Source organism: Actinomycetospora sp. CA-084318 (genome assembly GCF_050955885.1).
Classification (GTDB): domain Bacteria; phylum Actinomycetota; class Actinomycetes; order Mycobacteriales; family Pseudonocardiaceae; genus Actinomycetospora.
Genome location: NZ_CP192098.1, coordinates 1,100,307 through 1,123,377, shown reverse-complemented (window position 1 = coordinate 1,123,377; position 23,071 = coordinate 1,100,307). Strand labels below are relative to the sequence as shown.

The following is a 23,071-nucleotide window of genomic DNA, read 5'->3' as shown; positions in this document are numbered from 1 at the left end:
CGCGATGACCAGGGTGTTCGTCGCCCGGATGGTCGGTCTGCCCGTTCTCGGTCCCGACGGCGAGCACATCGGGCGCGTGCGCGACGCCGTGTCCGCCGTCTCGGTCGGGCCGCGACCGCCCCGGGTGCTCGGCCTCGTCGTCGGGGTGGGGTCCCGACGACGCATCTTCGTCCCGATGCTGCGCATCACCGCCATCGACGCCGGCGCGGTGACGCTGTCCACCGGGCAGGTGAACCTCCGCCCGTTCGCGCAGCGGCCGAACGAGGTCCTCGTCGTCGGGGAGATGCTCGACGCGGGCGTGCGGATCGTGGACCGACAGGTCGACGCCACCGTGGTCGACGTGCTCATGGAGCACACCCGCAGCCGCGACTGGCTGATCACGCGGCTCGCGGTCACCGAGCGCCTCGGGGTGCTGGGACGACGCGGCCCGGTGCAGGTGCTGCCGTGGGCGGCGATCAGCGGCCTCTCGCTCGCCGAGGAGGGCCAGGGCACCGAGCAGCTGCTCGCCACGTTCGAGGACATGCGCCCGGCCGACGTCGCGCGGGCCCTGCTCGACCTCCCGACGCGCCGTCGGTACGACGTGGCGGACGGTCTGGACGACGAGCGCCTCGCCGACGTCATCGAGGAGCTTCCGAACGACGAGCAGCGCGACCTGCTGCGCCACCTCGCCTCCGAGCGCGCGGCCGACGTGCTCGAGGCGATGGATCCCGACGACGCCGCGGACCTGCTCGCCGACCTGCCCGACCCGGAGTCCGAGCAGCTGCTGGGTCTGATGGAGCCCGAGGACTCGCAGTCGGTGCGCCGGCTGCTCACCTACTCGGCCGACACCGCCGGCGGCATGATGACCCCGGAGCCGATCGTGCTGGCCCCGGACGCCACCGTCGCCGAGGCCCTCGCCCGCGTCCGCAACCCCGACATCACCCCGGCGCTCGCGTCCATGGTGTTCGTCTGCCGCCCGCCCTCGGCCACCCCGACGGGGCGCTACCTCGGCTGCGTGCACGCCCAGCGGCTGCTGCGCGAGGCGCCGTTCGCGCTGGTGGCCGGGGTGCTCGACGCCGAGCTCACCCGACTGGACCCGGACGCCTCGCTCACCGAGGTCACCCGCTACTTCGCGACGTACAACCTGGTCTGCGGCCCGGTGATCGACGAGAACGACCACCTGCTCGGCGCGGTCACCGTCGACGACGTCCTCGACCACCTGCTGCCCGAGGACTGGCGCTCGCAGGACCCCGACCCCACGACGACGGGCGGGCTCCGGATCCCGGAGAACGCCCTGCCGCCCGCCAAGGGAGCACCCCGTGCCTGAGCGTTCCACCCGCCGGCGGCTCGACACCCCGTCCGGCCCGCAGCGCCGCCTGCGCCTCGACCTCGACACGGAGGCGTTCGGCCGGCTCGCCGAGCGGCTGGCGCGCTTCCTCGGGACCGGCACCTACCTGCTGTGGCAGACGGTGTTCGTGATCGTCTGGATCGCGCTGAACCTGATCGGCATCGTCGGCGAGTGGGACCCCTACCCGTTCATCCTGCTGAACCTGGCGTTCTCCACCCAGGCCGCCTACGCGGCGCCGCTGATCCTGCTGGCGCAGAACCGGCAGGACGACCGGGACCGGGTCTCGCTCGACGAGGACCGCGCCCGCGCCCAGCGGACCATCGCCGACACGGAGTACCTCTCCCGCGAACTGGCCGCGGTGCGGCTCGCCGTCGGCGAGATGGTCACCCGCGACTTCCTGCGCAGTGAGCTCGCCGAGCGGGGGGCGGAGCGCTCCGGGGTGGACCGGGAGACGCAGAAGGCGCTGACCCGGGCGGTCGACAAGTCGCTGGACAAGACGCTGGAGCGGGCCCTGGAGCGCGCGGTGGACAAGGCCGTCGAGCGGGCCCTCGGCAGGGTGCTGGAGCACACGGGTCCGAGCAACGGGAGCGTCGGTACCGACACGTAGCATCGGGGTATGGCTGCACCGTCCGTCGAGGCGATCCGCACCGCACTGGGCGGTGTCGAGGACCCCGAGATCCACCGTCCGATCACCGAGCTCGGCATGGTCAAGGACATCCGCGTCCTGGACCACGGCAAGGTCGAGGTCGCGGTCTACCTGACGGTCGCCGGGTGCCCGATGAAGGACACGATCACCTCGCGCGTCACGAACGCCGTCTCGGCGGTCTCGGGCGTCACCGCGGTGTCCGTGGAGCTCGACGTCATGAACGACGAGCAGCGGCGCGAGCTGCGCAAGACCGTCAAGGGCGACGCCGACGAGCCGGTCATCCCGTTCGCCCAGCCCGGCTCGATGACCCGGGTGTACGCGGTCGCCTCGGGCAAGGGCGGCGTCGGCAAGTCGTCGGTGACCGTGAACCTCGCCGCGGCGATGGCCGACAAGGGCCTCAAGGTCGGCGTCGTCGACGCGGACATCTACGGCCACTCGGTGCCGCGCATGCTCGGTACGGAGGACCTGCCGACCAAGGTCGACGAGATGATCCTGCCGCCGCAGTCGCACGGCGTGAAGGTCATCTCGATCGGCATGTTCACCCCCGGCAACACCCCGGTCGTCTGGCGCGGCCCGATGCTGCACCGCGCGCTGCAGCAGTTCCTCGCCGACGTGTTCTGGGGCGACCTCGACGTCCTGCTGCTCGACCTCCCGCCCGGCACCGGCGACATCGCGATCTCGGTCGCGCAGCTGATCCCGAACGCCGAGCTGCTCGTCGTCACCACCCCGCAGCAGGCCGCCGCCGAGGTCGCCGAGCGGGCAGGCGCGATCTCGCTGCAGACCCGCCAGCGCCTCGTGGGCGTCGTCGAGAACATGAGCTGGATGGACATGCCCGACGGGTCGCGCATGGACCTGTTCGGCTCCGGCGGCGGGCAGACGGTGGCCGACTCGCTGACGAAGTCGATCGGCTCCGAGGTCCCGCTGCTCGGCCAGATTCCGATCGACACCCGCCTGCGCGAGGGCGGCGACGCCGGGGTGCCGCTGGTGCTCTCCGCGCCGCAGTCCGCGGCCGGTGAGGCGCTGCGCACGGTCGCCGACCGGCTCACCGTGCGGGCCCGTGGCCTCGCCGGGATGTCGCTGAACATCTCGCCCGCCGGCCGCTGAGACCTACAGGTCGCGCTGCATCCACGCGACGTCGTGCCAGGCGTCGAACTTCCACCCCACGCGCGGGAACGTGCCCACGGGCGCGAACCCGAGCGCGGTGTGGAGGCCGACGCTGGCCTCGTTCGGCAGCGTGATCCCGGCCGTGGCCCGCACGTGGCCCCGGGCGCGTAGCCGGGCGAAGAGGTCCTCGTACAGGGCCCGGCCGGTTCCGGTGCGCCGGCGCCCGGTCTCGAGGTAGACGCTGACGGCGCACGTGTACCGGTAGGCGTGCCGCTCGTTGAACGGCCCGGCGTAGGCGTAGCCGACGATCCGGCCGCCGTCCTCCCCGACGAGCCACTGGTGGGCGGCCGCCATCCGCGCGGCCATCTCGTCCGCCGAGGGCGGGTGCTCCTCGAAGCTGACGACGGTGTCCCGGACGTACGGGGCGTAGATCGCGGCGCACGCCGAGGCGTCATCCGTCGTGGCGTCTCGGATGGTCAGCACGGTTCGCATGGTCGCGTACCGGTCGGTCCGCCCTGCCGCTCAGCCCAACGGCACCAGCGGCGGCTGCATCCCCGGGCTGTCGACCGGGCCGCCGGACATCCGGGCGAGGAATGCCAGGATGCCCGCCGAGCCCCAGTGCCAGGACGGCTCGCCGAGCAGGCGTGGGCGGCCGTCGGTGACGTTGGACGGCCACGTCCCGTCCGGGCGTATCGAGGCGCTCAGCCACCGCTGGGCGCCGAGCGCGGCGTCGCGGTAGCCGGCCTCTCCGGTGACCCGGGCCAGGGTGTCGAGGTACCACCCGGTGCCCGCCGCGCCGGAGTTCGTCGAGAGGTGGCTGATCGGGCTGCCCTCGAACTCCGGCCACGACGTGCCGCCGTCCCGGTCCTGGCCGACCGTCAGCAACCACCGTCCGGCGGCCTCCGCCCGCTCGCGGTGGCGGTCGTCGTCGAGGATCTGCGCGGCCTGCAGCGACACCCACCCGATGCCGGCGGCGCCCTCCTCCATGCCGGTGGCCCGCCGCGGGTTGCCGGGCACCCCGGCCGGGTCGACCCAGATCGGCCAGGTCGACCCGCCGCCCGCCGGGATCGCGGTGCGGTCGAGGAAGTCCAGCGCGCGCTCCGCCCCGTCGCGCCACCGCGCCTCGCCGGTGGCCTGGTGGAGCCGCAGGAACGTGAAGGCCGCGCCCGCCGCCCCGGAGAGGAAGCCGGTGTTGCGGGCGGGCTGGTCGGCGCGCTCGGGCATCCCGCCGTCGGGGCCCTGCTGGGAGAGCAGGTAGGCGCCGCCACCCGCGGCGTAGTCGGCGAGGCGCCGGTCGCCCGTGCGGTCGGCCAGGACGCTCAGCGCGTAGACGATCCCGGCCTGTCCCTCGCCCATGCCGTTGCGGTAGGACGGCGGGCCGTCGTCGCTCCAGGCCCACCGGCACACCGCCGGGCACGCGGGCGCGCCCGGCACGTCCTCCGCGCGCTCGACCAGCCACGCCGTGGCGGCGCGGGCCGCGTCGCGGTAGCGCGGCTCGTCGAGCCGCTCCCCCGCCGTCCAGAGCAGGTCGGCGATGCCGGCCGCGCCGTCGTCGTAGGACGAGTAGGCGTACCCGGCGACGCCGTCGGGGTCGACGTAGTCGGGGAAGCGGCCTTCGCCCCGCTGGGCGGCGACCAGGAAGTCGGCCGCGTCGCGGACGGTGTCCAGGGACCGGTCGCGGACCGAGCCCTCCGGGGCGCCGTCGGCGACCGCGAGCAGCCCGGCGGCGATGCCGGCGACGCCGACGTCGCGGTCGACCTGGCGGTGCGGCGCCTGGATCACGCTCGGCCAGGCGCTGCCGCCCGAGGGGCCGGACTCCGCGGTCGCGATCAGGGCGTCGAGGCCCCGCGCCACGTCCGCCGGCACGGCGGCCGCCGCGGCGGGACTCGGGGACGGGACGGCGGTCTCCTCGCGCGCCGGGGTGGACGCACACCCCGCCGCGAGGGCGAGCACCGCCACCAGCAGCAGCACCCGGGTCACGGCGCCACCACCGACACGAGGGGCCGGGCCCGCCCGCTCGGCACCACGACACCGGGCTCCATGCCGTCCGCCCGCAGCGCGTCGATGGCCCGCGGCAGGTACTGCCACTGCGGGTCGGGACAGTTGATCGCGTCCCCGCCGTCGTGCAGCAGGATCACCGCCTGGTCCTTCGCCTCGGCCATGATCAGCCTGACGAGCCCGTCCGCGCCCGCGCACTCGAAGTCGCCGGGCAGGTTGGAGCGCCAGTCCCAGCCCACGTTCCCGACGAGCCGCCGCTCGGCCAGCACCGCGTCGGCGGCCGGGGAGGCCTCGCCGAAGGGGTAGCGCCACATCGTCGGCCGGACGCCGAGCTCGCGGGTGAGGATCTCCTCGGACCGGACGATCTGGTCACGCGCGCGCTGCGGGTCGAGCTCGGGGAAGTACAGGTGCTCGTAGGAGTGCAGCCCGACGGCGTGCCCCTCGGCGAGGGCCCGTCGGGCGATCTCCGGGTGCTTCTCCACCTGGTCGCCCTGGAAGAAGAAGGTGGCCTTCGCGCCCTTGGCGCGCAGCACGTCGAGCACGTACGGCGTGCGCTCCGGGGTGGGCCCGTCGTCGAACGTGAGCCCGACGAGCGGGGTGGCGGGCGTGATGCGCGTCGGCGGCCGGGCGCGGTCGGCGGCCGTCGGTTCGTAGCGCGGCCCGACCACGCTGACCTCCTGCACGGTGGGTGGGGCCGCGGTCGCCTCGTCGGCGCCCGAGAGCCACGTCGCGAAGCCGGCGACACTGCCACCGAGCAGCACGACGAGCATCGCGACCGTCACCAGTGTCCGGCGCCGCCGCACGTCGAAGGCGCTCTTCCCACGACGGCGGGGCCCGGTGCGGGCCTCGGCCGCGAGCGCCGCGACGCCGAGCAGCGTCGTCTCCTGCGACGACGTCTCCCGACGCCTCCTGCCGCCCTGCACCGCTCTCAGTGGAAGTGCCGGGCGCCGCGACGGGCGATGCGGACGAGCAGCATGAGCGTGAACGCCACCGTGACGCCGGTGAGGATCACCGCGATCGCGCTGACGCCCTGGGTCGCGGCCAGGGCCATGCCGGTGGCGCCGCCGGTGACGCCGCTCGTCAGGTACAGGGACTCGCCGTACATCGTGTGCCTCTCGGTGGGGAGCGAGGGGAGGGGGCTACCAGCCCTGTCGTCGGGCCAGCAGACAGCGCCACGCGGCCACGACCGCGCAGAACTCGAGGAAGAAGCCGTACAGGTCCTCGACGACCAGCACGGCCACGATCGCGACGTCGGTCGCGGTGCGTCCGGGGAGACGCCACATCGAGGTGACCCGCTCCAGCCACATCACGCCGAGCGGGACCAGCCCGATCAGCGCGTACCGGAACGGGATGGCGTGGGTGATCATCAGGACGATCATCGTCACGAAGAGCACCCGGAAGAACACGCTCAGCACGAAGAGGCCGTAGGACATGATGTCCCGGCGGGTGGCCGGGCCCCAGCCGCGCTTGAGGCACTCGTCCATGCCGCCGCGGCCCCAGCGCAGCCGCTGCACCCAGAGCTCGCGGAAGCTCGTGGGCGGATGGGTGAGCACGTGGGCGCCGCGGGCGGCGCCGACCGTCCAGCCGGCGGTCTTGAGGTCGAGGGTGAGCGCGTAGTCCTCGATCAGCGACGTGCCGTCCCAGGGGCCCGCGTCGCGGTGCACGGCGACCTCGTCGAGGGCCTCGCGCCGGTACATCGCCGCGGCGCCGCTCGCGACGCTGACCCGCCAGCTCCGCAGCTCGCGCAGGTCGTCGTAGCGGGCGTACTCGAGGCGCTGCAGGCGCCACGCGAGCCCGCGCCCGGGGGCCGCCCAGTAGCGGGCGCACACGCCGCCGAGGGTCGGGCGGGAGCGCAGTTCCTCGGCCATGGCGGCGGCGCAGCCGGGCCGCAGCACGGTGTCGGCGTCCATCGTGAGCACCAGGTCGGCGTCGCCCGCGGCGCGCCGCCAGCCCTCGTTGAGGGCGCCGGCCTTCTTCTCGGTGTTGCCCTCGGTCTCGATGACCGTCACGGGGTAGCGGCGGGCGATCTCGACGGTGCGGTCGGTGCAGTTGTCCGCGACCACGACGACGCCGGCGATCTCCAGCCACTCCGGCGTCTCCTGCGCCAGCAGGCCCTCGACCGTGTCGGCGATCCCGTCCTCCTCGTCGTGCGCGGGGACGAGCACGACGAGGCTGGTGACCGCGGTGCCTTCCCGACGACGCGTGCCGCGGCGGCTCCGGCGCTCGGCCGCCGGGGTGGGCGCAGCGGACGCGGCGGTGGAGCGGCGTGCGGGGGTCGGCCGGGCGGGGGCGGCGGTGGTCGTCGCCGGTGCCGGAGCGAGCGCCAGGGCCGTCGGGGCCGGCCGGGCGGGGGCGGCGATGGTCGTCGCCGGGGCCGGAGCGGGTGCCAGTGCCGTCGGGGCGGGGCCCGCCGGGGCCGGTGCGGGCCGCGGACCGGGCGTGGGGCGGGCCGGCGCAGCGGGTGCGACGGCGGTCGCGGCGGACGCGGTCGGGCTCGAGACGGTCGGCGCGGCGGCGTGCGCGGCCGTCGTCCGGGGCGCCGTCGTCGGGGAAGCCGGCGCCGGGGTGGGTCGCGGCGCCGGGGTGGGGCGTGCGGCGTGCCGGGAGCGACGCGGACCCGGCGTGGGTCGGGCACCCCGACGGACGACGGTCGGGGTCTCGTCGACGGCCGGAGCGGGCGAGCTCGCGGTGACGACCGGCAGCGGACCGGACCCGGCACGGGCGCCCGGGATGCGGGACGCGAGCTCGGCGGCGCGCAGCTTCGTGGTGGGGGCCTGCTCGTCCTCGAGCTGGGCGGCGAGGAGCTGGGCGACCGTTACACGGGGCGCGTCGCGCGGACGGGTGCGTCGCATGCCCCCGGTCGGAGCATCGAGCAGCGTGGTCGCGGCGCGATGCCCTCCCTCAGCCTGACGCATGGTGTCTCCCGACGGACTCAGTCACCCCATCGACATCGCCCGATCGATGCCGACATGTCCCATATAGTCACAGACGGTCCGAGTGTTACACCGGAATCACGGTTTGGCCACGGATGTACCGGTCGTCACGATCCAGAGGTTCACGCCGGTGGAGCGGCAGCCGCCGTCCGGGCGACGTCGCGTCTCGCCCGGTCGGCGCAGCGGCGCCGGCGGGAGACTCCGCCGGCCCGCTCCGGCCCATCCCCGCGAGATTCACGCCAGACAGGTCCGGGGGCCCCGGAACCTGCACCACGTCACCTTCGCGGCCGGCGGCCGGCGGCCGGCAGATGGCCGGGCCGGCCGGACGGCGGGCGGGGTGGCGGACGTCGTCGGGACCGGGGTCAGGCCAGGGAGAAGGACCGCCGGGAGAGGCCCCACATCATGCCGTCGATCTCCGTGCGCACCGGCGCCTCCGGGTCGGTGGCGGCGCCGAGGGTGACGAACAGCGGCACGTAGTGCTCGGCGGTCGGGTGCGCGTAGGGCATGCCGGGCGCATCGCGGAAGCGACGCAGCTCGTCGACGTCGCCACGGGCGAGGGCGTCGGAGACCCAGGCGTCGAAGTCGTCGGTCCAACCGGGCACGGCGTCGCCGCGGAGCATGTCGCGGGTGAGGAAGGGCAGGCCGTGGGTCATGAAGCCGGAGCCGACGACCAGCACGCCCTCGGCGCGCAGCTCGCGCAGACGGGCGCCGATGCGCATGAGCCGCTCGGGGTCCTCGTCGGGCATGGAGACCTGCAGCACCGGGACGTCGGCGTTCGGGTACATCACCGAGAGCGGCACCCAGGCCCCGTGGTCGAGCCCGCGGGCGGAGCGGTGGACCTGCTCGGTCCCGTCGCCGAGCAGGCCCGCGACCCGGTCGGCGAGGGTCGTCGCGTCCGGCGTCGCGTAGGTCATCGTGTAGTAGCGCGGCGCGAAGCCCCCGAAGTCGTAGACCAGCGGCGTGCCCTCCTCCGGCGCGGAGAGGGTCAGCGGCGCGGACTCCCAGTGCGCGGAGACGATGACGATCGCGCGTGGCTGCGGCATGCGGTGCGCCCAGCCGAAGAGGTCCCGCATCCACCCGCCGTCGTCGTAGAGCGGCGGGGCGCCGTGCGAGAGGTAGATCGCCGGCATCGGACCGTCGGCGGGGGTCCACGGCCGGCGGCCCGAGGCGGTCTCGCGGGCCGGACCGACGAAGGCGTCGAAGGCGCCGCCGGGGACGGCGGTGTCGAACGGGGAACTCATGCCGGGACTCCTGGGGTGTGACGATGCACCCGCGGACGCTACACGTGCACAGTTGAAGCATCAAGTGTAGCGTCGGGGTCATGGCCGACTGGTTGACCGCCGACGAGCAGCGGGCGTGGCGCCGTACCGCTGCGATGTTCACGTTGCTGCCCGCCGCCCTGGACGCGCAACTGCAGCGCGACGCCGGCCTCACCCAGTTCTCCTACCTCGTCCTCGCGATGCTCTCCGAGACTCCCGGGCGCACGATGCCGATGAGCGAGCTGGCCTCGATGGTCAGCTCGTCGCTCTCCCGGCTCTCGCACGTGGTGTCGCGGCTGGAGAAGCAGGGCTGGCTCACCCGCGAGCCGTGCGCGGACAACGGCCGGGTCACCATGGCGCGGCTGACCGACGCCGGGTGGGAGAAGGTGGTCGCGACGGCCCCGGGGCACGCCGCCGAGGTCCGTCGGCTCGTGATCGACGCCGTGGGCCCGGACCGGATCGCCGACCTCGACGGGATCGCGAGCGCCGTCCTGCGGCGGGTCGACCCCGGCGGGCGCATGCGCGCCAACCCGCTCAACCAGGGCTGCTGAGCCCCGCCGCCTAGGTCGCGTCCGGGTCGAACGGGGCCGCCTCGCCCGGCGCGAGCGGCGTCGCCCGGTCGGACTGCCCCTTGATGGTCCCGCCCGCGCCGGCGGCGGGGAGGCCGTGCGCGACCCCGTTCGTGCCGTTCACGGGGACCGGGGCGGCGCCGGCGGGCGTCGCGGCACCGGTCCAGGTGCCGTCCTGCACCGGGTCGAGCAGCGAGCGCCGCACGGCCGCGCGGGGGTCCATGTTCCGGATCTGGCGCAGGTCCTCGAGCGGCTTGCGGAACTCGTCGAACTCGGGCCCGATCTCGTTGCGCAGCTGGTCGCGGGCGCCCGCCGCGTACTCGCGGACGGTCCGCATGGTGTCGGCGACCCAGCGGATGGCGCCGGGCAGCCGCTCCGGCCCCAGCACGAACAGCCCGATCAGCGCGAGGACGAGGATCTCGCCCCACCCGACGCTCTCGAACACCCGACCCTCCCGGTCCTACAGCTGCGCCTGCAGCGACAGGGGCCGGCCTCCGCGGACGACCCCGAGGGTCACCGTGTCCCCGGGGCGGTGCTCCCGGATCGCGACGACCAGCTCGTCCGACGAGGCTATCGGGCGCTCGTCCACGCGGGTGATCACGTCTCCCTCCAGCACCCCGGCGCGCGACGCGGGGCCCCCCCGGACGACGTTGAGGATCTGCGCCCCGTCCGAGGTCCCGTCGGTGACCGACTTCGCGTTCACCCCGAGGTCGGTGTGCGCGAAGGAGCCGGTGCGGATCAGCGACTCCGCGATGACCTTGACGTCGTCGATCGGGATCGCGAACCCGAGGCCGATCGACCCGCCCTGCCCGGAGGAGTCGCTCCCGCCGAGCGTGCGGATGGCGGTGTTGATCCCGACGACGGCTCCGGTCGAGTCGACGAGCGCCCCACCGGAGTTGCCGGGGTTGATCGCGGCGTCGGTCTGGATCGCGTCGATCACCGGGTTGACGTTCGCGGTCTCGGCGTCGAGCCGCACGGGCCGGCGCAGCGAGCTGACGATGCCCGTGGTCACGGTGCCCGCGAGGCCCAGCGGCGACCCGATCGCGATGACGCCGTCGCCGACGCGTAGATCCGAGGAGCGCCCGAGCTGGGCGACGACGGGGTCGGCGACGTTCACCTTGATCACCGCGATGTCGGTCTGCGGATCGCGGCCGACGATCTGTGCGGGCGCCCGCACCCCGGAGGCGAACACGGCCTCCAGCGTCGCGCGCGGGTCGGTCGCCGCCAGCGACACGACGTGGTTGTTCGTGACGATGTCGCCGCGCGGGTCGACCACGACACCGGACCCGGTGCCGCCGGTGGTGCCGGAGCGCACCTCGATCGACACGACGGCGGGGACCACCCGCCCGGCCACGTCGGCCACCGACCCGGCGGGACGTTCCTTGCCGGCGTCGACCTGGGCGAGGGTCGCTCCCGGGTCGACGATCGTGTCGGTGCCCTCGGCCGTCAGGTGCCCGACGACGCCGCCGATCGCCCCGACCGCCAGCGCCAGCACGGTGAGCAGGACCAGGGCGCTCGGCGCCACCCGGCGACCGAAGAGCAGCTCGCGGGCGGACAGGCGCGGTCCGGTGGCGCGGCGGTCGGGCTCCGGCCCGCTCTCGCGCACGGCGGGCGCGCCCAGCTCGACCGCGGCCTCGGGGTCGCGCCACGGGTCGCGGGTCGCCGCGTCGCCGGCCCAGAAGTCGTCACCGGTGTCCCCCGCCGTCTGCGGGGTCTCGCGCGGCCGCTGGAGCGGTTCGGCCGCGTCGGAGGGCCGGCCGAACGCGCCGGCGAGCGCCACGGAGGGCTCGCGCGACCCCGCGGGGGCCGACGGGTCCGCGGCGGCCGGGCGGTCGGCGAAGGAGCCCGCCGCCCCGGCGGGCCGCCCGAAGTCGGACGCGAGGTCGGCGTGCCCGTTCGTGTGGCCGTTGGTGTGGTGGTCGGTGTGCGGGCGGCCGTTGCGGTGCCCGTTCGTCGGCCCGGCGGCCGGCTCCGTGGTCGGCTCCGTGGTCGACCCGTCGTCCGCCGGGGACGCGTCGGGGCGCTCCGTCGTCGCGTTCCGCGACCAGGGGCTGCTCATGGGTGCGCTCTCAGCGACAGAGCCGGCGACGTCGTCCGGAGGCTGCCGGACGTGATCGGGCGCGCGCGGTGGGTGGTCATCGTCCTGCCACGGTAGAGCGCGGACGACTCCCGGGGCGACACCACCCGATCGTCCGGGTCGGGCCGTGAAGGAGCGGTCAGGACGACGGGCGCGCCCGGGTGGCGTCGGAGGGTGCCGGCGGGGTGGTGGAGGTGGGCGTCGCCGCCCGGGCGACGGCGTCCTGCACGACCGCACCCGCCACGGGGTTGCCGCGCTCCCCCACGGCCGGCGGCGCCGCGGTCAGCGAGGCCCCGGCGCTCGGGACGCGACCGGGCAGCGGCGCGACGGGCACGGCGCCGGCGGAGAGCACCGGGCCGACGACCGCGGCCGCCCCCGCGACCAGTCCCGACGCGACGACGGCCGGGAGGACGCGTCGACGGGACCGGGGGCCGCCGCCACCGCGTCGGCCGGTGCGGCGCGGCCGGTCCGGCGGATCCTCCGCGGGCACCACGAACCGCCCCTCGGCGTCCACGCCGAGACCGGCGGGGACCTCGGGCAGCTCGGCGTGGTCGGGGATGTTGCGCAGCGAGGTCAGCAGCGACGACGGCGCGCCGGGGCAGTCGGCGGCGCGCAGCCGGCGCCGGGCCTGGCGCTGCGCGGCGACCTCACCGGCGCACGTGAGGCAGTGGTCGACGTGGGCGGCGGCCCGGCCCGCGGCGGCCTCGCCCAGCTCACCGTCGACGAAGGCGACCATCGCGTCGAGGGTCAGGTGGCCGGAGTCGGACCAGCGCGACCAGGGCGTGCCCGGGGCGCGGCCGATCACGCCCGCGCTCCCGCCTGCTCCGCGTCCGCCCGTCGACGCTCCAGGGCACTGCGGAGGGCCTGTCGGCCGCGGTGGATTCGGCTGCGCACGGTCCCCAGTTTGACATCCAGCGTCGCCGCGATCTCCTCGTACGAGAGACCTTCCACGTCGCAGAGCACCACGGCCGCGCGGAACTCGGGCGCGAGCTCGTCGAGGGCACCCTGCAGGTCGGGGTCGAGGTGCGCCTCGGAGAACACCTGCTCGGGGTCCGGGCCGCCGCCGGGGAGGCGGTCGGTGTCCTCCGGGAGGCCCTCCATCCGGAGCCGGCCGCGGCGCCGCACCATGTCCAGGAACAGGTTCGTCGTGATCCGGTGCAGCCAGCCCTCGAAGGTGCCCGGCTTGTACGCGGCGAGGGAGCGGAACACCCGGATGAACGTCTCCTGGGTGAGGTCCTCGGCGTCGTGCGCGTCGCCGGTCAGCCGGTAGGCGAGGCGGTACACGCGGTCGGCGTGCTCGCGGACGACGTCGTCCCAGGACGGCGGGGTCCAGGCCTGCTCGTCCGTGGCGAAGCCCGGGACGTGCCCCTCGAGGTGGTCGGGGCGCGCGGCGAGCGTCTCGGTCATGGGCTCACCCTCCCGTCCGGTCATGACACGGGGGTGAGGGTCGTCTGAGAGGGCGCTGAGGAAGTCGCGCCGGGGACGCGACCGTCGTCACGCCGTCGGGTGCCACCATCCGGACGCGCGCGGCGCGGCGCGGTGATCGACGCGGGCTCCCGATCTAGCCTGGGCCGCGTGAGCGAGGACGGGGGCCGCGAGGGGACACGACGCGTGCGCGCGCTCCGGGTCGTCGGTCCCGATCCCGCCACGCCGCCGCCCTCCACCGCTCCGCCCGTCGCCCCGCCACCGGTACGGACGCCGCCGCGGCCGCACGATGACGCCGGTCGGCGCAGCCCCCACCGTCCGGGGCGCGGCACCGCCCGCATCCCGGTGTACCCGCGCGTGCCGACCGGACCGCTGCGCCTGCCGAGCACGTCGTTCGCGGGACGGCCGCGCCCGGGCGAGGACGAGCCGACCACCACGCCGCAGACGCTCCCGCGGCTCGTCCCGGCCGATCTTCCCGACGTCGGGTCGGGGCAGGTCGAGCCGGTCGGTCCCGCCGAGCCCCTGGTCGGCGACGACCTCGACGAGGGCGCCGGCGAGCGGGAACGGCTGCGGGCGCGCGCCGAGCACTTCACCCCGGAGGACGACGTCCTCACCGCGGCCCGGGAACGGGCCGCGGAGCACGGCATCGTCCCGATCGGGGCCGGCGCCGCCGCCGCCCTGACCTTCCTGGCGTCCGCCGGCCGGGCCCGCGCGGTCGTCGAGATCGGCACCGGCGCCGGGATCGGCACCGTCAGCCTGCTGCGCGGGATGCCGCGTGAGGGCCTGCTGACCAGCATCGACACCGAGGTCGCGCACCAGCGGCTGACCCGCATCACGTGCGCGGAGGCCGGCTTCGGGTCCGGCCGTGTCCGCATGATCACGGGGCGGGCGCTCGAGGTGCTGCCCCGGCTCTCCGACGCCGCCTACGACCTCGTGCTCGTCGACGCGGCCACCGTGGAGTACCCGCGCTACCTCGCCGAGGCGGTGCGGCTGCTGCGTCCGGGCGGCGTCGTCGTGCTCGACAACGTCTGCTGGACCGGACGCGTCACCGACCCCGCCCGCCGGGACGCGATCTCGGCGGCGCTGCGCGAGACGGTGCGGCTGGTGCGGACCGACGAGCGGCTGGCGCCGTTGCTGCTGCCGGTGTCCGACGGGCTGCTCTGCGCGTCGCTGCTGCCCTGAGCGGGCTCCCCGGTCCCCGCCGTCGTCCTGAGCGAACGGCACTCTCGCGCGCCTAGATGCTGCGACAGTGCCGTTCGTTCAGGAGGTCGAGGACCGGGCGGCGCAGAACTCCACGAGCGTGCGCGCCGCGAACCCGGTCGCGCCCTTGGCGACCTCCTCGTGGGGCGCGTCGCACCGGGCGGGCCCGGCGATGTCGAGGTGCGCCCACGGGACGTCGCCGACGAAGCGGCGCAGGAACAGCGCCGCCACGATGCCGCCGGGGCCGGGCGGGGCCTGGCGGACGTCGGCGAGCTGCGAGTCGACGTCGGGGTCGTGGCCGGCCGCGAGCGGCACCCGCCACCACGCCTCACCGGTCGACGCGCCCGCCTCGCCGATCGCGGTGGCGACGTCGTCCGTCGTCGCGAACAGGCCGCCGGTGCGTACGCCGAGCGCGACCTTCATCGCCCCGGTCAACGTCGCGACGTCCACGATCACGTCCGGCGCGAGCGTCGCGACCGCGTAGCCCAACGCGTCGGCCAGCACCATCCGGCCCTCGGCGTCGGTGTTGGTCACCTCGGTGGTGCGCCCGTCGTAGTGCCGCACCACGTCGCCGGGCCGGTACGCCGAGCCGGACACGTGGTTCTCCGCGAGCGGCACCAGCCCGGTGACCCGCACCGGCAGGTCCAGTGCGGCGACCGCGGCGAGCGCCCCGACGACGGCCGCGCCGCCCGAGCAGTCGGTGCGCATGTCGGCCATGCCCGCGTTCGGCTTGATCGAGATGCCGCCGGTGTCGAACGTGATGCCCTTGCCGACCAGCACGACGTGGGTGGTCGCCGACGCGGGGGACCACGAGAGCTCCAGGAACCGCGGCGGGCGGGACGAGCCGCCGCCGACGGCCAGGACGCCACCGAACCCCTGCTCGGCGAGCCACTGCTCGTCGCGCACCACGGCGTCGACGCCGTCGGCCGTGGCGAGGGCGGCCAGCGCCTGCTCGGCGAACCACTCGGGTGACTTGGCGCCGGACGGGCTGTCGGCGAGGTCGCGGGCGGTCGCCGTCGCCGCCGCGAGGACCAGGGCCCGCTCGACGGCGGGCCGCTCGTCCGCCGGGACCTCCACCGTCACGACCGGCGCCGCGGCGGGCTGCGCCGAGCGGACCGAGAACCGGTGGGAGCCCAGCAGCAGGCCGGTGGCCAGCGCCGCCCAGTCGGGGGACACCGCGTCGTCGGGCACGACGTGCAGCCGCGCCGGACCGTCCTCCTCCGCGCCGAAGAGCTCGCCGGGGTCGGACCGTCCGCTCGCCACCCGGACCGCGGCGGCACCCGCACCGCGCCAGTCCTTCGCGTGGCCGGCGCCGGCCCCGACCAGCCAGCGACCGGCGCCCTCGTCGGGGACGAGCGCGGCGACGGCGCCGGCGGACGGCACCCAACCGCTCGGGGCGTCGGGTGGGGCACCGGCGTCGTCGCCCGTGCGGCACAGACGCACGAGCGCCGCCCCGGACGGTCCCGCCCCGGGGTCGACGAGACGGATCTCCGCGAGCGGGGTGGGGAGCGTCGGGGCGGCGAACGGCGCCGTCGACCGGTCTGTCACCGGGTCAGGACGAGATCGAGGAGAGGGCCTCCCGCAGATCGCCCGCCTCGTCGGCGGTCATCTCGACGACGAGCCGGCCCCCACCCTCGAGCGGCACGCGCATCACGATGCCGCGCCCCTCCTTGGTGACCTCGAGGGGACCGTCACCGGTCCGGGGCTTCATGGCCGCCATAGTCGTGCTCCCTCCGCACATGGTCGTCGTGGCAGTGAACCCGGTCCGGGCACACGGCACACCGCGCGACGATTCTTCCCCATTCCGTCGCGGGGCACGACACCGGAGCGATCATCGGCATCGGTGTGTCGCTCAGCGCGTCGCGCGGAAGCACCCTCTCAGGTGTTCGTCGACCATGCCGGTGGCCTGCATCAACGCGTGCGCGGTGGTCGGACCGACGAAGCGGAAGCCCCTCCGGCGGAGCTCGGCGGCCATCGCGGTCGACGCCGGCGTGGTGGCCGCGACGTCGCCGAGCGTGCGCGGCGGGGGTGGTGGCGGGTCGGGCGCGAACGACCACAGCAGGGTGTCCAGGCCCGGCCCCTCGGCCTCGACGCGCAGCACGGCCGCCGCGTTCGAGATCGCCGCCTCGATCTTCTGCCGGTTCCGGACGATGCCGGCGTCGGCCAGCAGCCGCTCGACGTCGGCCTCGTCGAACCCCGCGACGGCGTCCACGTCGAACCGCGCGAACGCCGCCCGGAACGCCGGACGCTTGCGCAGGATGACCAACCAGGACAGCCCCGACTGGAACGCCTCGAGGCAGAGCCGCTCGTAGAGCGCGTCGCGGCCGTGCAGGACGTGGCCCCACTCGATGTCGTGGTACTCGCGCAGCAGGGGGTCCTGCGCGCCCCAGGGGCAGCGGGCGACGCCGTCCTCCCCCACCACGGCGTCGTCCACCACCGTGGTCACCGCTCGGCCTCGCAGCGCGCCGCGAGCTTGCGCAGCGAGTACACGAGCCCGAGCCGGAACACCGGGGCGACCACCGGCCAGCCGACCGCCCCGAGGACGCCGAGCGGCAGGTCGAGCCGCTCACCCCACTCGAACCGCGAGCGCCCCGGGCCCAGCTCGATGACGGTGAAGGTGCCCGACCCGCGCACCACCGAGCCGGTGTGCACCACGGTGGCCCGGTGCGGCGGGTCCCAGCCCACGATGCGCATCGTGTCGGTCACCCCGAGCGGGCCGACCCCGGTGGTGGCCGCGAGCTCCGAGCCCACCCCGACCCCGTCGCCCTTCGTCACCCGGACCCCGGTGCCGAGCATCCACTCGCTCTGGCCCTCCCAGTCGGTGACGGCCTTCCAGACGACGTCGGCCGGCGCGTCGATGTCGACGCCGACCGTGATGTCACGCGTTGCCATGTGCGGGTCCCTTCGCAGCTCCACCGACTCCGACCGTCGGGTCGGTGGGACTGGGGTCGACGACCGTGTCCGGCTCCGGGTCGTCCACCGCGTCGGCGGCGTCGCGGGCGCGAGGGGGTCCCTCGTACACCGCCAGCCGCGACCGCAGCGTGTCGACCTCGGCGGCCAGCCGGTCGAGCGCCCAGTCCACCTCGCTCATCCGGTATCCGCGGAACGCCTGCTGGAACCGCAACCCCCGCACGTCGGACCCGAGCAGGTCCCGCGCCGGGAGCCGGGTGGGCGTGGCGCCGGGAGGCATCGGCGCCAGCTCCTCCCCCCGCCCGGCCAGCAGCGACGTGGCGAGGTAGACGACCGCCGCGACCGCGCCGACGACGAGGACGTACACCAGAGCACTGCCCATGGGATCGATCGTGGCACGACCCCCCGACGGTCCCCGTCAGCGGCGGGCCGAGAACTCCCGGATCGGCGGCCGGTCGTGGGCGGCGACGACGTGGTCCTCGGGCAGCCAGTGCCCTCCGACCGGGACGAACTGCCGGAGCCGACCCGACCCGACGTCGGGAAGAGCGGAGCGACGCAGGACCGCCCCGAGCACCTCGGCCGAGGTCACGCCGAGCTCGCGCAGCGAGCGGTGCCGGTGCTTGCGCACGCCCAGGTCGACCTGGGCGATGGCGTCGAGCCCACGGCGCTCCAGGGTGTCGAGCAGCAGACCGATCTCCACCCCGTAGCCCCCCGCGAACGGCAGCGACTCGAGCAACGACCGGGTGGCGGCGTACTCGCCGCCGAGCGGCTGGACGATCCCGGCGAGCTCCGGGCGCAGCGCCCCGAGCGCGGGGCGCGCCACGAGTTCGGTGACGCGACCGCCCCCGTCGCGGACCGCGTCGTGCTCCCCGAGGCGCAGCGGCCGGTGGTAGAAGCCCTTGACCAGCTCCACACCGGGCGCGGTGAGCAGCGGGCCGAGCAGGGAGGGGACGAAGGCCGGGTCGACGTCGACGAGGTCGGCGTCGAGGTAGACGACCAGGTCGCCGGTCGTCGCGGCGAGCGCCCGCCACAGCACCTCGCCCTTGCCCGGGCGCACCTCGACCCCCGGCAGCGCCTCCTCGCGGCTGACCACCCGCGCGCCGGCGGCCCGGGCGACCCGCGCGGTGGCGTCGGTCGAGCCGGAGTCCACGACGACGATCTCGTCGACCAGCGACCCGAGCAGCGGACGCACCGCCGCGACGACCCCGCCGACCGTCGCCTCCTCGTCGAGCGCCGGGAGGACCACCGAGACCGTGCGCCCCGCCCTCGCCGCGACGAGCTCGGCGACCGTCCACGCCGGCTCGGCCCAGGTCCGGCGCTCGAACCACTCAGCCACAGGCGTCCAGGGCCGCGTCGACCGTGGTCGTCCGGACCAGCGTCCCCAGCGCGACGTCCCCGACGAACCCGGTGCCCCGGAGCCCCTCCAGCCAGGCCAGGAGGCCGTCGTAGAAGCCGCCGGGATCGCACACGACCACGGGCTTGTCGTGCATCTGCAGGTACCGCGAGGTCCACGCCTCGAACAGCTCCTCGAGCGTGCCGAGCCCGCCGGGCAGCGCGATCCACGCGTCCGACCGCGCGTCCATCTCGGCCTTGCGCTCCCGCATCCCGCTCACGACGACGAGCTCGGTCGAGTCCTCGTCGGCCACCTCGCGGTGCACGAGGCCCTCCGGGATCACGCCGAGGGTGTGGCCGCCCGCGGCGCGGGCGGCGCGCGTGACCTCGCCCATCATCCCGACGCGCCCACCCCCGGACACCAACGTCCAGCCGCGCCCGGCGATCGCGGTGCCGAGGTCGCGCGCCAACGCGAGGTACTCCTCGCCGACCGGACCCGAGGCGCAGAAGACGCAGACGGCCTTCGTGCTCACTTCTCCACCAGGTCCTGGAAGCCCCGCTCGACGATCGCGACGACCTCCTCGACGTCGTCCACCACGTGGATGAGGTCGACGTCCTTGGCGCTGATCACGCCGTGGTCGAGCGCGGTGGTGCGCACCCAGTCGACGAGGCCGCCCCAGTACGCCGAGCCGAGCAGCACGACGGGGAAGCGGGTCACCTTGCCGGTCTGCACCAGCACGAGGGCCTCGAACAGCTCGTCGAGCGTGCCGAACCCGCCGGGCAGGCAGACGAACGCCTGCGCGTACTTCACGAACATCGTCTTGCGGGCGAAGAAGTAGCGGAACCCGACCCCGAGGTCGACCCACGGGTTGAGGCCCTGCTCGAACGGCAGCTCGATGCCGAGGCCGACCGACAGCCCGCCCGCCTCGGAGCAGCCGCGGTTGGCGGCCTCCATCATCCCGGGCCCGCCGCCGGTGATCACGGCGTAGCCCGCGTGGGCGAGGGCGGCGCCGAGGGCCATGCCGGTCGCGTAGTCGGGGTGGTCGGGCGCCGTGCGGGCGGAGCCGAACACGGTCACCGCGCGCGGGATCTCGGCGAGGACCGAGAAGCCCTCGACGAACTCGGCCTGGATGCGCTGCACCCGCCACGCGTCGGAGTGCACCCAGTCGCCCGGGCCACGCGAGTCGAGCAGTCGCTGGTCGGTGGTGGAGGACAACCGCGCCGGGTCCTTGTGCTCGGCGCGCCGCTTGTCGATGGTCGTCGGCCGCGGCGTCGTCAGGTCGTCGAATCGGGCATCCGTCACGGCACCCCAGCGTAGGGACGTCGTCGGGACCGACGCGGGGCGGTCGCGCACATCACGGCGTGTGGGCTCCGCGGGCGCGGGTATGCAGTTGAAGAAGCAACCATCCCCGACGTCGGGAAGGACGATCACCGTGGCCACGAAGGTCGCCGTCATCTACTACAGCCAGACGGGCACGATCCACCAGCTGGCGCAGGAGTACGCCGCCGGTGCGGAGAAGGCCGGCGCGGAGGTGCGGCTGCGCACGGTGCACGAGCTCGCCCCGCAGGCCGCCATCGACTCGAACGAGAAGTGGAAGGCGCACCGCGAGGAGACCGCGGACACCCCCGAGGCGACCGCGGACGACGTCCTCTGGGCGGACGCCGTCATCTTCGGCTCGCCGACGCGCTACGGGAACGTGGCCGCGCAGCTCAAGCAGTTCATCGACACGCTCGGCCCGCAGTGGGCGCAGGGCCAGCTCGCCGACAAGGTCTACTCGGGCTTCACCTCGAGCGCGACCGCCCACGGCGGCCAGGAGTCGACCCTGCTGGCGCTCTACAACACGATCCACCACTTCGGCGGCATCATCGTGTCCCCGGGCTACACGAACGCGATCATGTTCGCGACCGGCAACCCGTACGGCGTCTCGCACGTCGACGGCCAGGGCTCGATCCCGGTCTCCGACGAGACCCGGCAGGCCGCGCGCTACGCCGGCGAGCGGGTCGCCGGGATCGCGGCACAGCTGACGGCGGGCCGCGACGCGGCGCTGGCGGCCAGCTGACGCCCGCACGTTCCGAGCGAGCGGCACTTTCGCGCCCATAGAGGCTGCGAGAGTGCCGTTCGTGCGTTCCGGGGCTACGCCAGATAGCGGCGCAGCGTCTCCGTCCCGGCCGTGATGCGCCGGACGTCGACGTGCTCGTCGCGGGTGTGCGCGAGGTTCGGGTCGCCGGGGCCGAAGTTGACCGCCGGGATGCCGAGCGCGGAGAACCGGGACACGTCGGTCCAGCCGTACTTGGCGACCGGCTGCTCGCCCGAGGCCGCCACGAACTCGGCGGCGGCCGGCGCGGACAGGCCGGGCAGGGCACCCGGCGAGCGGTCCGTGATGACGAGGTCGACGCCCTCGAACACCTCGCGCACGTGCTGCTCGGCCTGTTCCACCGACCGGTCCGGGGCGAAGCGGAAGTTCACGGTCACCTCGCAGACGTCCGGCACCACGTTGCCCGCCACGCCGCCGCCGATCCGCACGGCCTGCAGGCCCTCGCGGTAGACGCACCCGTCGATGTCGACCGTGCGCGCCTCGTAGGCCGCCAGCCGGTCCAGCACCGGCGCCGCCGCGTGGATCGCGTTCTCCCCCAGCCACGACCGCGCGCTGTGCGCGCGGCGACCGGTGAGCGTGAGGACCGCCCGCATCGTCCCCTGACAGCCACCTTCGACCGCGCCGGAGGTCGGCTCCCCGAGGATCGCGAGGTCGGCGTCGAGCCAGTCCGGCAGCGTCCGCTCGATGCGCCCCAGCCCGTTGCGTGTCGCCTCGATCTCCTCGCAGTCGTAGAGCACGAGCGTGACGTCGTGCACCGGTTCGGCCAGCGTGGCGGCGAGGTGGGCCATGACGGCGACCCCGGCCTTCATGTCCGAGGTCCCGCAGCCGTAGAGCAGGTCGCCCTCGCGCCGCGACGGCACGTTGTCGGCGATCGGCACGGTGTCGAGGTGCCCGGCGAGCAGCACCCGACGGTCCCGACCCAGCAGGGTGCGGGCCAGCACGGCCTCGCCGCTGCGGACGACCTCGAGGTGGTCGTGCTCGCGCAGCGCGGTCTCCATCGCGTCCGCGAGGGCCTTCTCGTCCCCCGACACGGAGGGCACGTCCACGATCGCCGCGGTGAGGTCGACGGGGTCGGCATGGAGATCGATGCGCACGACGCCCCAGGCTAGAGGCCCCGGATAGGCTGGTCGGCGATGAGCACCGCACGCAGCACCCCGACCAGAGCCGTCGGACTCGGCCTCGCGACCGTCGCCCTCGACGGCACCGTCCTGGACACCTGGTACCCGCTGCCGGAGCTGTCGTCCGACACCGACGACATGGCCGCCGAGCCCGGCACCGTCGTCGTGCCCGCCGGTGAGCTCGAGCCGTCCCTCGTGGACGCCCTGGGCACCGACCAGGACCGCGGCGTCGAGGTCGTGGCGGTGCGCACCGTCGCCGACCTGACCGGCCCGCCCGCCTCGGCCTACGACGTCTACCTGCGTCTGCACCTCATCTCGCACCGCCTCGTGCCGCCGCACGGTGTCGACCTGACCGGGCTGTTCGGTCTGCTCGCCAACGTCGTCTGGACCAACCACGGGCCCTGCCCCGTCCCGGAGTTCGAGCGGGTGCGCGCCCGGCTGCGCGGCCGCGGCCCGGTGACCGTGTACGCGGTGGACAAGTTCCCGCGGATGGTCGACTACGTGGTCCCCACCGGCGTGCGCATCGGCGACGCCGACCGGGTCCGGCTCGGCGCCCACCTCGCCGAGGGCACCACGGTCATGCACGAGGGCTTCGTCAACTTCAACGCCGGCACCCTCGGCGCGTCGATGGTCGAGGGCCGCATCTCGGGCGGGGTCGTCGTGGGCGACGGGTCCGACGTCGGCGGCGGCGCCTCGATCATGGGCACCCTCTCCGGCGGCGGCAAGGAGGTCATCTCCATCGGCGAGCGCTGCCTCCTGGGCGCGAACGCCGGAATCGGCATCTCCCTCGGCGACGACTGCGTGGTCGAGGCCGGGCTCTACGTCACCGCGGGCACGCGGGTCACGCTCGACGACGGTTCGGTGGTCAAGGCCGCCGAGCTCTCCAGCCGCTCCGGCCTGCTGCTGCGCCGCAACTCCACGTCCGGCGCCGTCGAGGCGCTGCCGCGCACCGAGGGCGCGAAGGTGGAGCTGAACGAGGCCCTGCACAAGAACTGACTCCCGACGACGGGTCCGCCTGCGCAGGCCGAGGCGATGATCAGCAGACCCTCAGGGGCTTCCGGCGGCGCTCGCGGGCCC

25 protein-coding genes and 1 pseudogene are annotated in these 23,071 nt (G+C 75.0%); 7 read left to right on the top strand and 19 right to left on the bottom strand.

Annotated elements, in window-relative coordinates; genetic code table 11:
• The first annotated feature begins 4 nt into the window (after positions 1-4).
• The 3 genes and pseudogenes from ACQPYX_RS05550 to ACQPYX_RS05540 all read left to right on the top strand — a co-directional run bounded on the left by ACQPYX_RS05550 (position 5) and on the right by ACQPYX_RS05540 (position 3,077).
• Positions 5-1,306 carry a magnesium transporter MgtE N-terminal domain-containing protein gene (locus tag ACQPYX_RS05550; protein ID WP_433803679.1) on the top strand — a complete coding sequence of 434 codons (1,302 nt, stop codon included), beginning with the start codon at positions 5-7 and terminating at the stop codon, positions 1,304-1,306.
• A pseudogene (locus tag ACQPYX_RS05545) lies at positions 1,299-1,739 on the top strand (DUF1003 domain-containing protein); the annotation flags it as partial. The gene ACQPYX_RS05550 and the pseudogene ACQPYX_RS05545, both read left to right, overlap by 8 nt.
• A gap of 204 nt (positions 1,740-1,943) precedes the next feature.
• The gene (locus ACQPYX_RS05540) at positions 1,944-3,077 is read left to right on the top strand and encodes an Mrp/NBP35 family ATP-binding protein (RefSeq protein ID WP_433801911.1); all 1,134 of its coding nucleotides are present in this window, start codon (positions 1,944-1,946) and stop codon (positions 3,075-3,077) included.
• 3 nt (positions 3,078-3,080) lie between these two features.
• On the opposite strand, the gene ACQPYX_RS05535 is transcribed toward ACQPYX_RS05540, so the two are convergent.
• The 6 genes from ACQPYX_RS05535 to ACQPYX_RS05510 form a co-directional block, all read right to left on the bottom strand.
• On the bottom strand, positions 3,081-3,557 hold the full coding sequence (locus ACQPYX_RS05535; protein ID WP_433803678.1) for an N-acetyltransferase family protein: 477 nt from the start codon (positions 3,555-3,557) through the stop codon (positions 3,081-3,083).
• A gap of 42 nt (positions 3,558-3,599) precedes the next feature.
• The gene (locus tag ACQPYX_RS05530; protein WP_433801910.1) at positions 3,600-5,057 is read right to left on the bottom strand and encodes a lanthionine synthetase LanC family protein; all 1,458 of its coding nucleotides are present in this window, start codon (positions 5,055-5,057) and stop codon (positions 3,600-3,602) included.
• Positions 5,054-5,998: a polysaccharide deacetylase family protein gene (locus ACQPYX_RS05525; RefSeq protein ID WP_433801909.1), complete on the bottom strand. Its 945-nt coding sequence runs from the start codon at positions 5,996-5,998 to the stop codon at positions 5,054-5,056. Before ACQPYX_RS05525 ends, ACQPYX_RS05530 begins: the two co-directional genes overlap by 4 nt.
• A 5-nt stretch (positions 5,999-6,003) precedes the next feature.
• Positions 6,004-6,180: a hypothetical protein gene (locus ACQPYX_RS05520; RefSeq protein ID WP_433801908.1), complete on the bottom strand. Its 177-nt coding sequence runs from the start codon at positions 6,178-6,180 to the stop codon at positions 6,004-6,006.
• A 34-nt stretch (positions 6,181-6,214) separates the two neighbouring features.
• Positions 6,215-7,927 (bottom strand): glycosyltransferase, encoded by a 1,713-nt coding sequence (locus ACQPYX_RS05515; protein ID WP_433801907.1) that lies wholly within the window; start codon positions 7,925-7,927, stop codon positions 6,215-6,217.
• A gap of 443 nt (positions 7,928-8,370) precedes the next feature.
• Positions 8,371-9,249, bottom strand: a complete 879-nt coding sequence (locus ACQPYX_RS05510; protein WP_433801906.1) for a dioxygenase family protein — start codon at positions 9,247-9,249, stop codon at positions 8,371-8,373.
• Positions 9,250-9,329: 80 nt separating this feature from the next.
• On the opposite strand from ACQPYX_RS05510, the gene ACQPYX_RS05505 reads away from it, so the two are divergent.
• The gene (locus ACQPYX_RS05505; protein WP_433801905.1) at positions 9,330-9,818 is read left to right on the top strand and encodes a MarR family winged helix-turn-helix transcriptional regulator; all 489 of its coding nucleotides are present in this window, start codon (positions 9,330-9,332) and stop codon (positions 9,816-9,818) included.
• A gap of 10 nt (positions 9,819-9,828) precedes the next feature.
• On the opposite strand, the gene tatB is transcribed toward ACQPYX_RS05505, so the two are convergent.
• From tatB to sigE, 4 genes are all read right to left on the bottom strand, one after another.
• Entirely contained in the window at positions 9,829-10,281 is a 453-nt protein-coding gene (tatB, locus tag ACQPYX_RS05500) for a Sec-independent protein translocase protein TatB (RefSeq protein ID WP_433801904.1), read from the bottom strand.
• Positions 10,282-10,296: 15 nt separating this feature from the next.
• On the bottom strand, positions 10,297-11,895 hold the full coding sequence (locus ACQPYX_RS05495) for a S1C family serine protease (protein WP_433801903.1): 1,599 nt from the start codon (positions 11,893-11,895) through the stop codon (positions 10,297-10,299).
• 157 nt (positions 11,896-12,052) lie between these two features.
• Positions 12,053-12,718 carry a zf-HC2 domain-containing protein gene (locus tag ACQPYX_RS05490; protein WP_433801902.1) on the bottom strand — a complete coding sequence of 222 codons (666 nt, stop codon included), beginning with the start codon at positions 12,716-12,718 and terminating at the stop codon, positions 12,053-12,055.
• Positions 12,715-13,320 (bottom strand): RNA polymerase sigma factor SigE, encoded by a 606-nt coding sequence (sigE, locus tag ACQPYX_RS05485; RefSeq protein ID WP_433801901.1) that lies wholly within the window; start codon positions 13,318-13,320, stop codon positions 12,715-12,717. Before sigE ends, ACQPYX_RS05490 begins: the two co-directional genes overlap by 4 nt.
• Positions 13,321-13,488: 168 nt before the next feature.
• Between sigE and ACQPYX_RS05480 the strand changes: the two genes are divergently transcribed.
• Positions 13,489-14,520 (top strand): O-methyltransferase, encoded by a 1,032-nt coding sequence (locus tag ACQPYX_RS05480; RefSeq protein ID WP_433801900.1) that lies wholly within the window; start codon positions 13,489-13,491, stop codon positions 14,518-14,520.
• A gap of 78 nt (positions 14,521-14,598) precedes the next feature.
• On the opposite strand, the gene ACQPYX_RS05475 is transcribed toward ACQPYX_RS05480, so the two are convergent.
• The 8 genes from ACQPYX_RS05475 to ACQPYX_RS05440 all read right to left on the bottom strand — a co-directional run bounded on the left by ACQPYX_RS05475 (position 14,599) and on the right by ACQPYX_RS05440 (position 20,035).
• The gene (locus tag ACQPYX_RS05475) at positions 14,599-16,086 is read right to left on the bottom strand and encodes a leucyl aminopeptidase family protein (protein ID WP_433801899.1); all 1,488 of its coding nucleotides are present in this window, start codon (positions 16,084-16,086) and stop codon (positions 14,599-14,601) included.
• Between the two features lie 4 nt (positions 16,087-16,090).
• Positions 16,091-16,258: a DUF3117 domain-containing protein gene (locus tag ACQPYX_RS05470; protein ID WP_018335229.1), complete on the bottom strand. Its 168-nt coding sequence runs from the start codon at positions 16,256-16,258 to the stop codon at positions 16,091-16,093.
• 132 nt (positions 16,259-16,390) lie between these two features.
• The gene (locus tag ACQPYX_RS05465; protein ID WP_433801898.1) at positions 16,391-16,984 is read right to left on the bottom strand and encodes a DNA-3-methyladenine glycosylase I; all 594 of its coding nucleotides are present in this window, start codon (positions 16,982-16,984) and stop codon (positions 16,391-16,393) included.
• The gene (locus ACQPYX_RS05460) at positions 16,981-17,430 is read right to left on the bottom strand and encodes an SRPBCC family protein (protein ID WP_433801897.1); all 450 of its coding nucleotides are present in this window, start codon (positions 17,428-17,430) and stop codon (positions 16,981-16,983) included. Before ACQPYX_RS05460 ends, ACQPYX_RS05465 begins: the two co-directional genes overlap by 4 nt.
• Entirely contained in the window at positions 17,417-17,830 is a 414-nt protein-coding gene (locus tag ACQPYX_RS05455; RefSeq protein WP_433801896.1) for a DivIVA domain-containing protein, read from the bottom strand. The genes ACQPYX_RS05460 and ACQPYX_RS05455 overlap by 14 nt, the downstream gene beginning before the upstream one ends.
• Before the next feature lie 36 nt (positions 17,831-17,866).
• Positions 17,867-18,784 (bottom strand): glucosyl-3-phosphoglycerate synthase, encoded by a 918-nt coding sequence (locus tag ACQPYX_RS05450; protein ID WP_433801895.1) that lies wholly within the window; start codon positions 18,782-18,784, stop codon positions 17,867-17,869.
• Positions 18,777-19,313 (bottom strand): TIGR00730 family Rossman fold protein, encoded by a 537-nt coding sequence (locus tag ACQPYX_RS05445; protein ID WP_433801894.1) that lies wholly within the window; start codon positions 19,311-19,313, stop codon positions 18,777-18,779. The genes ACQPYX_RS05450 and ACQPYX_RS05445 overlap by 8 nt, the downstream gene beginning before the upstream one ends.
• Entirely contained in the window at positions 19,310-20,035 is a 726-nt protein-coding gene (locus tag ACQPYX_RS05440) for a TIGR00730 family Rossman fold protein (protein WP_433803677.1), read from the bottom strand. The genes ACQPYX_RS05445 and ACQPYX_RS05440 overlap by 4 nt, the downstream gene beginning before the upstream one ends.
• 178 nt (positions 20,036-20,213) lie before the next feature.
• On the opposite strand from ACQPYX_RS05440, the gene wrbA reads away from it, so the two are divergent.
• Positions 20,214-20,840: an NAD(P)H:quinone oxidoreductase gene (wrbA, locus tag ACQPYX_RS05435; protein WP_433801893.1), complete on the top strand. Its 627-nt coding sequence runs from the start codon at positions 20,214-20,216 to the stop codon at positions 20,838-20,840.
• Between the two features lie 74 nt (positions 20,841-20,914).
• On the opposite strand, the gene dapE is transcribed toward wrbA, so the two are convergent.
• Positions 20,915-21,970, bottom strand: a complete 1,056-nt coding sequence (gene dapE, locus ACQPYX_RS05430) for a succinyl-diaminopimelate desuccinylase (protein ID WP_433801892.1) — start codon at positions 21,968-21,970, stop codon at positions 20,915-20,917.
• Between the two features lie 39 nt (positions 21,971-22,009).
• On the opposite strand from dapE, the gene dapD reads away from it, so the two are divergent.
• A complete protein-coding gene (dapD, locus tag ACQPYX_RS05425) occupies positions 22,010-22,990 on the top strand; it encodes a 2,3,4,5-tetrahydropyridine-2,6-dicarboxylate N-succinyltransferase (protein WP_433801891.1) in 981 nt (326 codons plus the stop codon).
• Positions 22,991-23,071 lie beyond the last annotated feature (81 nt).